This is a genomic window from Pseudomonas veronii, from assembly GCF_001439695.1.
Taxonomy (GTDB): domain Bacteria; phylum Pseudomonadota; class Gammaproteobacteria; order Pseudomonadales; family Pseudomonadaceae; genus Aquipseudomonas; species Aquipseudomonas veronii.
Genome location: NZ_JYLL01000004.1, coordinates 244882 through 257438, shown reverse-complemented (window position 1 = coordinate 257438; position 12557 = coordinate 244882). Strand labels below are relative to the sequence as shown.

Genomic DNA, 12557 nt, shown 5'->3' with positions numbered 1-12557 from the left:
GAACGTTTTGCATGACGCCGGGCTCCACTGAGTAGGCGCGGATCTGCGTGGTGCGTGGCGGCAGTGTCTGCTACGTGTGTTTATTGAAGAATCTTCTCTGCATTGCGCCTCAAGTGCCGGTAAAGTAAGCCATCTCTTGCCAGGGTACTCGGATGAATAGCGTGCAGCGTTTAGGCGGCCAATGGCGGCCGGTGTTGATGGGATTGTTGATGAGCGCAGCCTGCGTCACCACCGCATGCGCCGATGACGCAGTGGCGCTGACCACGGTGGCCCAACTGCCGGAAGGGGTTGAAGTGCGCGGCAAGCAAGTTGCCGCCTACACCTGGGACGACCGCCAGGGCAAGAACCTGCTGGTGTTGGCCGAGCAAATCAGCGAACGCGAGGATGACGGCACCCAGTCGGCGTTTGTCTACGCGGCCCAGTATCTGATCGACGGTGACCGCCCCAAGCGCATGTGGATGCTCTACGACGACGTGCAGCACTGTGAATTCGATGCCGCGCTGCGCTTCGACATGGCGGCGACCAAAGTCACCGACCTTGCCGGCGACGGCACCACCCAGGCTACGGTGGGTTACACGCGCACCTGCACCAGTGATGTCAGCCCTAATGAATTCAAACTGATCATGCATGTCGGCAAGGCGCAGAAGTACCGCCTGCGCGGGGTCGACCGGGTCGGCGCCGCCTGGTGGGACGAAGAGGCCGGGGCACTGCGTGGCATGCCGCTGCCCAGGGATTGCAGCGTCGCCGGGCAACAAGCGTTGGTCAGCCAGTACAAGGAGCAGGGCACCGAGTTGCCTTTGCCGGGTTGCTACAGCGACGAGAAAGACTTTGCCAAGGCGCCGGAGGCCTACCTGACGTTCATGCGTCAGCACTGGTTCGCGCTGATGCAGAAACAGGATGCTGAATGGGGCCAGGCGCAGACCCCGTCCCAGGAGCCGACCGAGGACGAAGAGACCGCCCCGTGATTTGGCGCCAGGGCCGATCGTGCGTTAGACTCGGCCGTCGCCAATTCAATAAATACCTCGAATAAACAATTGGTTACTCGAGGTATTTAATCCAAAGGCTGATCTACCTTGACTGAGTCTATCCGCAACCCTCTGACCCTCTACCTCACCCGCCTGGCGCCCTCCAGCCAACTGACCATGCGTTACGTGCTGCAGGATGCCGCCGACCGCCTGGGCTTCGAGGACATCAACCTTGAGGAGATCGACTGGCACCTGCTGCAACCCGAACAGGTGATCGCGCTGGTTGCGGCCTTGCGCGAGGACGGCTACGCGCCCAATACCTCATCGCTGTATGTCAACGCTGTGCGCGGGGTCATGAACGAAGCCTGGCGCATGAGCCTGATCAGCCAGGAACACCTGCTGAAAATCCGCACGGTCAAGGCTGCGCCCGGTACACGCCTGAGCCAGGGGCGCAATCTGCGTCGCACGTTGATCCGCGAAATGATGGATGTGTGCGCTGCCGATCCGCGCCCCCAGGGCCTGCGCGATGCTGCAGTGATCGGCATCTTGTATGGCTCAGGCATGCGCAAGTCGGAGTCGGTCAACCTCGACCTGGCGCAGATCAACTTTGGCGAGCGCAGCCTGCGCGTGATCGGCAAGGGCAACAAGGAACTGATCAAGTACGCGCCGGGCTGGGCCTTCGCCAAATTACAGGCCTGGCTCGAATTCCGGCGCGAACAGCTCAAGGAAGGCGAGCCAGACGATGCGTTCCTGTTCAACCGCATCCGCCGGGGCAGCCACATCACCCGCGAACGCATCACCAAGCATGCGATTTACTACATCGCCCGCCAGCGAGGTCAGCAAGTCGGGGTGACGATCATGCCCCATGATTTCCGGCGGTCCTTCATCACGCGGGTGATCGAGGAACATGATCTGTCGATTGCACAAAAACTTGCGCACCACACCAATATCCAGACCACCGCCAGCTATGACATGCGCGACGACAATGAGCGCCGGCGCGCGGTGGATCGGTTTGACCTGTAGCCGCCGGCGAGCGCGGTCGCCGCGTTCCATCCTCGGGCATGGCTCAGGAGGAAGGCGGGGCGCCGGGCAGCAGGTGCGCCGGTAGACGGCGCAAGGTCCACAACGTGGTGAACATTGCCGCGACCGCACACAGGGCGATGCCAATCAACATCGGCGCCGGGGTGTGATCGGCGAAGATTCCCACCAGGGTCATGGAGACCGCGGCCGTGATCATCTGGATCGCGCCGAGCAGTGCCGACGCGGAACCCGCCACCGCACCATGATCCTCCAGGGACAACACACCGGCCGCCGGTAACAGCAAGCCGAGAAACCCGAAACCGATAAACAGCAGTGTCATCATCAAGCCCAGGTGACTGCCCCACAGCGTGGTGGCGGCCAACACCACCATGACCGCCGCCACGCCCACCACCGACCAGCGAATCAGCGGTGCCAGCCCGAAGCGTGCGCTCAGGCGGGCGGTGAGCTGGCTCATGGCAAAAAATGACGCAGCGTTCAGCGCAAAGCACAGGCTGAATTGGGTCGGGGTCAACCCGAAGTACTCGATGTATACGAACGGCGCGCTGCCGATAAACACAAAGAACGTTGCCAGGCCGAACCCGCACACCACCGATAAACCGATGAACACCGGGTCGCGCAACAACGCCCCATAACTGCTGAATGCATGCCCCAGGGTCTTGCCCAGTCTGCGCTCGGCGGGGTGGGTTTCAGGCAATTGCACGATGGTCATGCCCAGGCACAACACGGCCACCACCGCCAGCACGGCAAACACCTCGCGCCAACTCCAGAGCGCAATCACCAGGCTACCGGCCAATGGCGCGAGGATCGGCGACACACTCATCACCAACATCAGCAAAGCCATCAGGCGTGCCGCTTCATGGCCGGTATACAGGTCACGCACAATCGCCCGCGGAATCACCATCCCCGCGCATGCGCCGAACGCCTGCACGGCGCGAAAACCAATCAGCACTTCGATGCTCGGCGCCAGGGCGCAGCCGATACTGCCCACGGCGAAGATCACCAACCCGGCATAGATCGGCGGCTTGCGCCCGAACACATCACTGATCGGGCCATAAAATAGCTGGCAGACGCCGATGATCATGAAGAACACCGTGAGGCTCATCTGCACCGCTGCCGGCGAGGCCTGCAGGCTGGCGCCCAGGGTCGGCAGCGCTGGCAGGTAGATATCGATGGCAAAGGGGCCGACGGCCGTGATCAGACCTAGCAGCAAAGCAAGGCGGGCGATACGTTTAGGCATGGGCAGTTCCGGGTGAAGCAAAGGTCGGTCAGCTTAAAGAACCGCCCCCGCGCAAACAAGGCGGGGAAGGCTTTGAGTTTATCTGCGCAGATCTGCGCAATTGAGCTTCAATAACAGGGAGCCTCTGCCGATAACAGTATCAGTGACGCTCTAGCGGTTGGGTTCCCAACCGGCTGTCCAGGCTACGGGGATGACCAGCATGACGATCAAATTACGCTTATGGCTATTGATTGCGACCGGGTTGCTCACCGCTTTGATCATGAGCCTGGCCGGTTACCTGGGAAACGTCCGGATGGCCGATGCCGTGCAGGATAACGAGATCAGCATGACGGTGCTGCGCAACCACATGGAAGCCGACATGATGCACGACGCCCTGCGCGCCGATGTGTTGTCGGCGATGTTGGTCGGGTTGGGTAAAAGCACCAGCACCAAGGCCGAGGTCGGCAACTCGCTCAAGGAGCATGCCGAGCACTTTCGCCAGGTGCTGGAGGACAACCTCAAGCTGCCGCTGGGCGACACGCTCAAGACCAGCCTGGAAAAAATCAAACCCAGCCTGGATACCTATATCAGCGCCGCTGAACGCATTGTGGCACTCGCGCTGGACAACCCGGAGGCCGCTCGCGGCGAACTGGAGACCTTCAATACAGCCTTCAGCCAGTTGGAAGGTCAGCTGGCGAGCCTCAGCGAGCTGATCGAAACCAATACGCAGCAAACCAGCATCGGCACCCGACAAACCATCAGCAACGCCAACTTCACCTTGGGCGTGGTGTTGATTGCGAGCCTGCTGCTGCTCCTGGCGCAGGGCCGCTGGGTTACCCGGAGCATCATGGGGCCGTTGCAGGCCGCAAGCCGCATCGCCGACAGCATTGCCCGTGGCAATTTGAGCGAACCGATTGTCGAGCCCCAGCGCAAGGACGAGGCCAGCGCGCTGATACGCAGCCTCGGCACCATGCAGCGGGACCTGCGCGGCATGATCGAAGTGGTGCGCAGCAATGCCCATGGCGTCAATGGCATGAGCGAGCAGTTGAGCCAGGGTTGCCATGAGGTGGCGGGCAGCAGTCAGCAGCAAAGTAGCGCCGCCAGCACCATGGCGGCGGCGGCCAGTGAAATGACCGCCAGTATCGAGGAAATCACCCAACATGCGGCGCGCGCACTGAACATGGCCAACCAGGCAGAAGCCTTGGCCAAGGACGGCGGTCGGGTGATCCACCAAGTGGTCAGTGACATGGCTGGCATTGCCCGTTCGGCGCAGCAGTCGGCTCACGTCATCCGCACGCTGGACAAGGAGTCCGAGGCAATCTTCAGCATTATCCAGGTCATCAAGGGCATTGCCGATCAAACCAATCTGCTGGCCCTGAATGCCGCGATCGAAGCCGCCCGTGCCGGTGAACAGGGGCGCGGTTTTGCGGTAGTCGCCGATGAAGTGCGCAGCCTGGCCGGACGCACCAGCGCCTCGACCCAGGAAATTGCCAGCATGGTCGGCCGTATCCAGCAAAACACCCGCGAAGCGGTGACCAGCATGGAGGAGGGCGTCACACAAGTGGACAAGGGCATGGCCGTGACCGCCGAAGTCGAGCGCGCCATCCGCGAGATTCTCCAGGCCACCCTCAACACCACCGAGTTGGTCAACGACATCTCCCGCACCATCAGCGAGCAAAGCCTGGCCAGTAACGAAATTGCCCATCAAGTGGAGATGATTGCCAGCATGTCGCAGCGCAACAGCCAGGTGATCGGCACGACGGCCTCGACGACGGACGAGTTGTCTGCGTTGGCGGGGAAATTGTCGCAGTCGGTGGATCGATTTCGGCTCTGAGCATCACCGCTGATTTAGACAACTCGACTCAATCCTAACGCCAGCAGCCATCGGCAATTCGTGATGGCTGAGGGATGAGGGATGAGGGATGAGGTTTGGCTGTTTGGTAGGCTGGCGGCTGGGGATATACGATCGTGACAGTCGTCATGGCAGCATTGAATCGGTGCTGTCTCGTTACTCAATCAAAGACTCTTTGTAAGGTTGCCTAGCATCTCTTTTGCGGTAGAGACAACTTTGGAGTTCATTTCATAGGCTCGTTGAGTGGTGATCATGTTGACCATCTCTTCAACGGTACTCACGTTTGAGGTTTCCAAGGTGCTCTGCAATGTTGTGCCGATACCATTGACTCCTGGAGTGCCGACTTGAGGAGCCCCGCTGGCGGCGGTTTCCAGAAAGAGGTTGGCGCCTTGTGCTTGCAAGCCTGCCGGATTAATGAAATCGGCTATCTGCAGATTGCCAATCACCTGCGAGGCAGGGCTGCCGGCGACAGTGATCGATACAGTCCCGTCCTGGCCCACGGTGAATGTCTGGGCGTTGTTGGGGACAACGATCGCCGGTTCCAGGGCGAACCCATTCGCGGTGACGATCTGACCGTTTGCATTTAAGTGGAACGTACCGTCCCTCGTGTAGGAAAGGCTGCCGTCGGGTTGCAGTATCTGGAAAAAACCACGGCCGTTCAGCGCCAGGTCCAGAGGTTGACCGGTCGTTTGCAGGCTGCCGGCAGAGAAGTTTTTCTGGGTGCCGACGACATGCACCCCGGTGCCTAGTTGCAGGCCAGAGGGCAGTGCACTGTTCTGGGTTGACTGTGCGCCTGGCTGTCGTTTGATCTGATAGACAAGGTCTTGAAACTCGGCGCGATCACGTTTGAAGCCGGTAGTCGAGACGTTCGCCAGGTTGTTGGAAATAGTGGTCAGGTTAGTGTCCTGGGCAGAAAGCCCGGTTTTTGCGACATACAGTGCAGGCAGCATCCAAATCTCCTTGGCGGCGGTGGTGCGGGGTCAGGATCTATCGGGTGGAGCAAACAATGGACTTCCGACCACGCCTCACGTCATCTGGAGCAACGTTTTGTTGATGGTGCTCTCGGTCGAAATCGTCTTGGCGTTTGCCTGGTAGTTGCTCTGGGCCTTGATCAGGTTCACCAGCTCGGTGGTCAGGTTAACGTTGGAGTTCTCCAGAGCATTGGCGACGATCGATCCCAGCGTTCCGGCCTGAGGGACGTCATAACCCGGCTGGCCAGAAGCGAAGGTTTCCTTCCAGGCAGTGCCACCCGCCGGCTGCAGGCCTTGCTCGTTGTTGAAGCTGGCCAGCGACAGCTGGCCGATCGCTTTACTTTGTTGGTTGCTGAACGTGGCGAACATCACACCGCTACCGTCGATTTTCAGGCCGGTAATTTGCCCCGTCGCGTAACCATCGGTGATCGGCGGGTTGCGATAGCTGGCAGAGTTGTACTGTGTAATGTTGCCCATGTTGATCGCAACGCCACCCGGGTTGGCGGCAGCGCCGTTATCTTTCCATGCGCCATTGACCAGCGCGCCCGGCTTCCAGTCGGTAATCGTCAGGGTGGTCTTGGACGTGGTGGAGGGCGGTACTGTAATAGTCGAAAGGGTGCCCGACGTATCAAATGTCAACAGTGAGCCGCTGGGCGCGACACCGGCGGGGCCACTGATCGCCGTGCCGTCTGGATTGCGTCCATCGATCAGCGTGTAAGACATCCATTTATTGGCGTCCGTCTTCACCATGTACTGCACCATAGCGTGCGAGTTGCCTTGGGTGTCGTACAAGGTGGTGCTGTATTGGGTCGTGAAGCTGCTGGTGTCGGTTGGGTCGAACGGCTTGGTGGCTTGGTTGATCGCCGGCGCAGACGCGTTCAGGTTGCTGGTGGAGTCCACCTTGCTGGAAGCCTTTGGCGGCAGGTTCGACAGGTTCAGCCGCAGGTCGGTCAACCCGCCCTTGATGATCTTGCCGTCGGCGTCTGCGGCGTAGCCTTGCAGGCGAGAGGTGCCCGTATTGTTGGTGATGTAGCCATCTTTGTCTGCGCTGAAGGCACCGTTACGGGTGTACTGCAGAGAGCCGTCGCTGCCTTTCTGCACAAAAAAACCACCGCCTTGGATCGCCATATCCAGTGTGCCGCCACTGCCGTTGACATCGCCTTGAGTGAACTGCTGGGACACAGCGGACAGGTTCACACCATTACCGATAGCGTTACGCCCAGTACCCAGCTTGGCAGCCGCATAGATATCAGCAAATTCTGCACGGGATGATTTGAAACCGGTGGTGGCGACGTTGGCGATGTTATTGCCAGTGACATCCAACTGTTTGTTGGCCGCAAACAGCCCGCTGAGCCCAATATTAAAAGACATAGCCACTCCTTATTTTGCCATTCGGTTTGAATTTGAAGCAGGGGGCTGATCTGGCCGGGATTGAAGCATGGGGTTGCTGAGACACCCTTGGAGTATCTTTTTCAGGCCGTCAGTTAGTCATCCAAGCGCCCACCGCTTAATCGGCGATGACATTAGAGATGCTGATTGTGCGCAAAGAATGTCGGGTTTTATGGGAGGAACCATGGAGGAATGATGGAGGCGTCAGATTTCTTGTGGGAGGCATAACTTAAACGGTGATCTGATGACCGACGTTACAAGGTACATTGTGTTCGCACTCTTCCAAGGACAGACAATGCTTATCGTATTCAGCGGCCTTCCGGGCACTGGAAAAACCACTATCGCCAAGGCCCTCGTTGCTACGACAGGCGCCCTCTACCTGCGGATCGATACGATCGAACAAGCGATTCGAAACTCCGGTGCTCTTGCGCAAGACGTGGGACGCAGTGGCTACATGGTCGCGAATGAACTTGCCCTGAGTAATCTTAGTCTAGGCCGTATGGTCATCGTTGATTGCGTAAATCCAGTCGTCGAAAGCCGAATGGCGTGGAACGAAGCCGCCTCGAAAGCGGGTGTTCGGTTGGTAAATATTGAAGTGATTTGCTCGGATAAAAACGAACATCGGCGCCGGATAGAAACGAGGCTGGGTGATATTCCCGGGTTGATTCCACCAACCTGGCAATCTGTGTTGGATCACGAATATGAAGCGTGGGCCGAAGCGCCGTTTTGCATAGACACCGCGCTGAGTTCGCCGGAGCAAGCAGTATCGATGCTCACCGAAGGCTTATTGCCCAGTGAGTAGTGGCGGCTAATGGGCGCTTAGTCTGCGGTGAGGGCAGGGGAGTTTGCGCACTTGCCTGCGGCGCGGCACGAGCAACCGCTGTTTTCGCTAGCGAAAACGCTCGGCAGCGGGGTCAGCCAACAGCTCGTTCACCAGGTTGAATACGGTGTTCTTCACCGGACTGTCCAGATCAACCCAGGCAAGGCCGGTCGTTGCCCGGTAATCGCCCAACTCCAGGGGCTTGGACATCACGTTGGCGGGCAGGGCACGCCCGGCACGAGCCGGCAGTAACCCGACGCCGAGCCCGGCGGAAACCAGCGCGAGCATGGTGGTGAACTCGCCGAGTTCCGATGCTATTTCCAGCTGCGCGCCGTGGGTGCTCACGGCATGCATTAGGCCATCGTAAAATCCGGGTGCATAGCGTCTGCCGAGGACGAAAACGGGTACGTTTGCCAGCGCTGTGGGGTGCAGCGTGCCGCACACAGCCAGAGGATGATCGCCGTGCAAAGCCACTATGAAGGTCTCCCGTAGCACTTCCAGGGTTTGAATCCCCGGGGCCACGGCCGGCAAACGCATCAAGCCGAAATCGAGCTGGCCATTTTTCAGCGCCGCTGTCTGATCCGGGCCCGGCATGTCCTTGAGTTCCAGTTCAATCCGCGGGAATCGTTGATGCAGTGAGCGGATCAAGGTGGGCAGCAATTCGGGTAATACCGAGGAGACGAAACCTAAACGCACGCGACCTATTTCACCGCGCCCTGACGCCCTGGCCACGTCCGCTGCATGGGCCGCTTGATGCAAGGTCGCGCGCGCCTCCGGTAGGAAAATCAGTCCCACTTCGGTCAAAGCGACCGAGTGCCGACTGCGCTCGAACAGGCGCACCCCCAGTTCTTCCTCGAGCAACTTGATCTGCATGCTCAGCGCCGGTTGAACGATCGACAGTTGTTGCGCGGCTCGACCGAAGTGAAGCTCCTGAGCCAAGGTCACAAATGCTCTCAAATGTTTGATTTCCATCTGAATACTCCGAGCTTTCAGGGGCTGTTTCGCGCTTATCATGAATTTTGATCACGATATCATTAATGACGATTGGACGTGACCGCTGGGCTGCGATGAAGTGACGGCAAGGCCGAAAAAAACAAATGGCCATTTGTGGAGAACAGCATGTCATTCAATACCAGTAGCTTCCAGCTTAACGGGCGCAGGGCCCTGATCACCGGTTCGGGCAAAGGCATCGGGCTTGAACTAGCCAGGGGCTTGGGAGCTGCGGGCGCCACTGTGGTGATCAATGATCGTAATAGTGACAGAGCGCAACTCATCGCAAGTCAATTGCGTGACGAGGGTGTAAGCACAGAGATCGCGGTGTTTGATGTCACCGATCAGGCTCAGGTTTTCGAAGTGATCAATAGCTTTGAGGCGCAGACCGGAGCCATCGATATCCTGGTGAACAATGCCGGCATTCAGCGGCGGGCACCGCTGGAAGATTTTGCCGCGAACGATTGGCACGAATTGATGCGGGTCAATCTAGACGGCGTCTTCCATGTGTCCCAGGCAGTCGCCCGGCACATGATTGCCCGGCGTCGCGGCAAGATCATCAATATCTGCTCGGTTCAGAGCGAATTGGCCCGGCCGACGATCGCTCCTTATGCGGCGTCGAAAGGTGCCGTGAAGATGCTCACCAAGGGCATGTGCGCCGAATGGGCGTGCCACGGTATTCAGGCCAATGGGTTGGCACCTGGCTATTTCGCGACGCAGATGAACCAGGCGCTGGTAGACAATCCGGAATTTTCCCAATGGCTGTGCAAACGCACGCCCGCGGGCCGTTGGGGGCGCGTCGAGGAGTTGTGTGGTGCCGCCGTATTTCTCGCATCCGCTGCCTCGGACTTCATCAACGGCCAAACGATCTTCGTCGACGGAGGCCTGACAAGCGTCGTTTGAATGTTACTCCCGCCGCAAACAACAATAACAGGGGACATCCATGAGCAACCTCAAAGAGCAGGTAGCGTCGCTGGTCGATATTGCCGGGCAGGCTACCGACGAAAATCGTCAACACGTCAAAACCAAAAGCTTCGCACCCAAGCGTTGGCGGTATCTGATTCCGCTAATTTTCATTACCTACAGCCTCGCGTATCTGGATCGCGCCAATTATGGCTTTGCCAGTGCTGCGGGCATCGAGCAGGACCTGGGTATCACCAAAAGCATATCCTCGTTGATCGGGGCCCTGTTCTTTCTGGGCTACTTTTTCTTTCAGGTTCCGGGCGCTATCTACGCGCAGAAATACAGTGTGCGCAAATTGGTGTTCTGGAGCCTGATCTTGTGGGGCATCTGCGCGATGGCCACGGGGCTGGTGACCAATATTCCGATGTTGATGGTGATCAGGGTGTCGCTGGGCATCGTCGAGGCCGCAGTGATGCCCGCCATGCTGATTTTCATCAGTAACTGGTTCACCCGCAAGGAACGCTCGCGTGCCAATACGTTTCTGGTTCTCGGCAATCCGGTCACCGTACTTTGGATGTCGGTGGTCTCGGGCTATTTGATTCACGCGTGGGGCTGGCGCGAGATGTTCGTGATTGAAGGCGCGCCAGCAGTGTTGTGGGCGTTCATCTGGTGGCGGCTGGCGCGGGACAAGCCCGAGCAGGTCGACTGGCTGACTCAGCAGGAAAAAAACCAGCTGGCCGCGACACTGGCAAACGAACAGAAAGGCATGAAGGTGGTGCGTAATTACCGCCAGGCGTTTACCAGCCCGGTGGTGATCCAACTGTGCTGCGTCCACGCGCTGTGGAGCATCGGGGTTTACGGATTCATCATGTGGCTGCCGACGATCATCAAACAAGCCGCGGCTACGGATATTGTCACGGTAGGCTGGTTGAGCGCTGTGCCTTATGTCGCGGCCGTGGCCGCCATGCTTGCGGTGTCTTGGATGTCAGATAAATCCCAGCAGCGTAAACATTTTGTCTGGCCGCTTCTGGCGCTGGGTGCGCTGGCATTTTTCTGCTCCTACTTGCTTGGCCCGAGCCATTTCTGGTTGTCATTTGCTTTGCTGAGCATCGCCGGGGCGGCTTTGTACGCGCCTTACGGACCATTTTTTGCGCTGATCCCGGAAGTTCTGCCCTCCAATGTTTTCGGTGGCGCAATTGGTTTGATCAACGCTTGCGGGGCATTAGGTGCCTTTGTGGGCTCATGGATTGTCGGCTACCTGATCGGCCTTACCGGCAACCCCGGAGCGGCCTATATTTTCATGACGGTCGGGGTACTGTCCTCGGCGTTGCTCATGGCTTGGGTGAAGGTGCGGCGATGAGACACAAAATTGACTGCGCGGTTGTCAGCGATCCTGGCAATGCGTCAGTAGCCGTTCTGGTGATCCGCGATCAGTGCCGCCCTCAAAATCCTTGAGCAGGGCAGCGGTGTGGCTCAAGCGTTGATGGACAAGATTTGCGGGGGGGCAGGGGAGACAACGGAGAGGATTTCCGAGTCGAACTGACGCAGATTGGCTACGGCTTGGCCCCGCTATTCGTCAGCAAAATGCCTTGACCCTTATTGACAGCCAAGCGGTATGGGGAAATACTCACCTCTATATTCATATATATGACTAGATAACAAGGTGAATAAAGTCGATGAATGCTCTTTCCAGTGATGTTCGCCTGCCGCTTTACCAACGCCTGCGTGACCATTTGGCTGAACAGATCGCCAACAATCGCTGGCGTCCGGGGGAAGCGATTCCCACCGAAGCTGCGCTTTCAGCGGAATACCAACTGTCTACTGGCACCGTGCGCAAAGCGGTCGATGCATTGGTCAGTGAAGGTATCCTGGAACGTCAGCAAGGTCGAGGCACTTTCATTCGCCGGCCTCAGTTCCAATCTTCGCTGTTCCGATTCTTCCGTTTTCAAACCGCTGCCGGCGAGCGCCGGGTGCCAGAGAGTCGCATCCTGTCGATCGAACCGGTGGCCGCGCCCTCGGCGGTGGCCCAGGCGTTGGGGCTGCCACTCGACGCGCCGGTGATCCGCATTGTTCGTGTGCGTCTGCTCGATGTTCAGCCGGTGCTCGCCGAAGAAATCTGGTTGCCCCGCAACCGCTTTCAGCCGCTGCTGGAGATCGACCTGAGTAGCAAAGGGCCGCTGTTGTATCCGATCTATGAAGAGGTCTGCGGTCAGGTCGTCGCCTCGGCCGAAGAAACGCTGACCGCTGAATCGGTGAATGACGTGCACGCGCGATTGCTGCAAGTCCCGGTCAACAGCCCGGTGGTGGTGATCGAGAGGCTGGCGCGTGATTACGCCGGCACACCGCTGGAGTGGCGTCGTTCTCGCGGGCATGCCGAGCACTTCCGTTACCGCGTGGATATTCGCTGACC

11 protein-coding genes and 1 pseudogene are annotated in these 12557 nt (G+C 58.8%); 8 read left to right on the top strand and 4 right to left on the bottom strand.

Annotated features, from left to right (window positions below; all coding sequences use genetic code 11):
• Nucleotides 1–152: 152 nt before the first annotated feature.
• Both TU80_RS07275 and TU80_RS07270 read left to right on the top strand, forming a co-directional pair.
• Nucleotides 153–965 (top strand): M949_RS01915 family surface polysaccharide biosynthesis protein, encoded by an 813-nt coding sequence (locus tag TU80_RS07275; RefSeq protein WP_046383491.1) that lies wholly within the window; start codon nt 153–155, stop codon nt 963–965.
• Between the two features lie 108 nt (nt 966–1073).
• The gene (locus tag TU80_RS07270; RefSeq protein ID WP_017846244.1) at nt 1074–1988 is read left to right on the top strand and encodes a site-specific integrase; all 915 of its coding nucleotides are present in this window, start codon (nt 1074–1076) and stop codon (nt 1986–1988) included.
• A 43-nt stretch (nt 1989–2031) separates the two neighbouring features.
• Here the strand turns inward: TU80_RS07270 and TU80_RS07265 are convergent, their stop codons facing one another.
• Nucleotides 2032–3243: a multidrug effflux MFS transporter gene (locus TU80_RS07265; RefSeq protein WP_057004139.1), complete on the bottom strand. Its 1212-nt coding sequence runs from the start codon at nt 3241–3243 to the stop codon at nt 2032–2034.
• A 190-nt stretch (nt 3244–3433) separates the two neighbouring features.
• Between TU80_RS07265 and TU80_RS33915 the strand changes: the two are divergent.
• Nucleotides 3434–4198 (top strand): annotated as a pseudogene (locus TU80_RS33915) (MCP four helix bundle domain-containing protein); the annotation flags it as partial.
• The gene (locus TU80_RS33910) at nt 4193–5056 is read left to right on the top strand and encodes a methyl-accepting chemotaxis protein (protein WP_371920069.1); all 864 of its coding nucleotides are present in this window, start codon (nt 4193–4195) and stop codon (nt 5054–5056) included. The pseudogene TU80_RS33915 and the gene TU80_RS33910, both read left to right, overlap by 6 nt.
• 182 nt (nt 5057–5238) lie before the next feature.
• Here the strand turns inward: TU80_RS33910 and flgG are convergent, their stop codons facing one another.
• Both flgG and flgE read right to left on the bottom strand, forming a co-directional pair.
• Nucleotides 5239–6024, bottom strand: coding sequence for a flagellar basal-body rod protein FlgG (gene flgG / locus TU80_RS07255; RefSeq protein ID WP_057004138.1), 786 nt, complete (start codon nt 6022–6024; stop codon nt 5239–5241).
• A gap of 75 nt (nt 6025–6099) precedes the next feature.
• The gene (flgE, locus tag TU80_RS07250) at nt 6100–7416 is read right to left on the bottom strand and encodes a flagellar hook protein FlgE (protein ID WP_057004137.1); all 1317 of its coding nucleotides are present in this window, start codon (nt 7414–7416) and stop codon (nt 6100–6102) included.
• Between the two features lie 313 nt (nt 7417–7729).
• On the opposite strand from flgE, the gene TU80_RS07245 reads away from it, so the two are divergent.
• Nucleotides 7730–8236, top strand: coding sequence for a P-loop nucleotide/nucleoside kinase family protein (locus tag TU80_RS07245; protein ID WP_057004213.1), 507 nt, complete (start codon nt 7730–7732; stop codon nt 8234–8236).
• An 87-nt stretch (nt 8237–8323) separates the two neighbouring features.
• Here TU80_RS07245 and TU80_RS07240 read toward each other — a convergent pair whose 3' ends face one another.
• The gene (locus tag TU80_RS07240; RefSeq protein ID WP_046383487.1) at nt 8324–9226 is read right to left on the bottom strand and encodes a LysR family transcriptional regulator; all 903 of its coding nucleotides are present in this window, start codon (nt 9224–9226) and stop codon (nt 8324–8326) included.
• A 147-nt stretch (nt 9227–9373) separates the two neighbouring features.
• Between TU80_RS07240 and TU80_RS07235 the strand changes: the two genes are divergently transcribed.
• The 3 genes from TU80_RS07235 (at nt 9374) to TU80_RS07225 (ending at nt 12555) form a co-directional block, all read left to right on the top strand.
• The gene (locus TU80_RS07235; RefSeq protein WP_046383486.1) at nt 9374–10147 is read left to right on the top strand and encodes an SDR family NAD(P)-dependent oxidoreductase; all 774 of its coding nucleotides are present in this window, start codon (nt 9374–9376) and stop codon (nt 10145–10147) included.
• 40 nt (nt 10148–10187) lie between these two features.
• The gene (locus TU80_RS07230; RefSeq protein WP_057004136.1) at nt 10188–11507 is read left to right on the top strand and encodes an MFS transporter; all 1320 of its coding nucleotides are present in this window, start codon (nt 10188–10190) and stop codon (nt 11505–11507) included.
• A 316-nt stretch (nt 11508–11823) separates the two neighbouring features.
• Complete coding sequence (locus TU80_RS07225; RefSeq protein ID WP_046383484.1) at nt 11824–12555, top strand: GntR family transcriptional regulator; 732 nt, start codon at nt 11824–11826, stop codon at nt 12553–12555.
• Nucleotides 12556–12557: the final 2 nt, after the last annotated feature.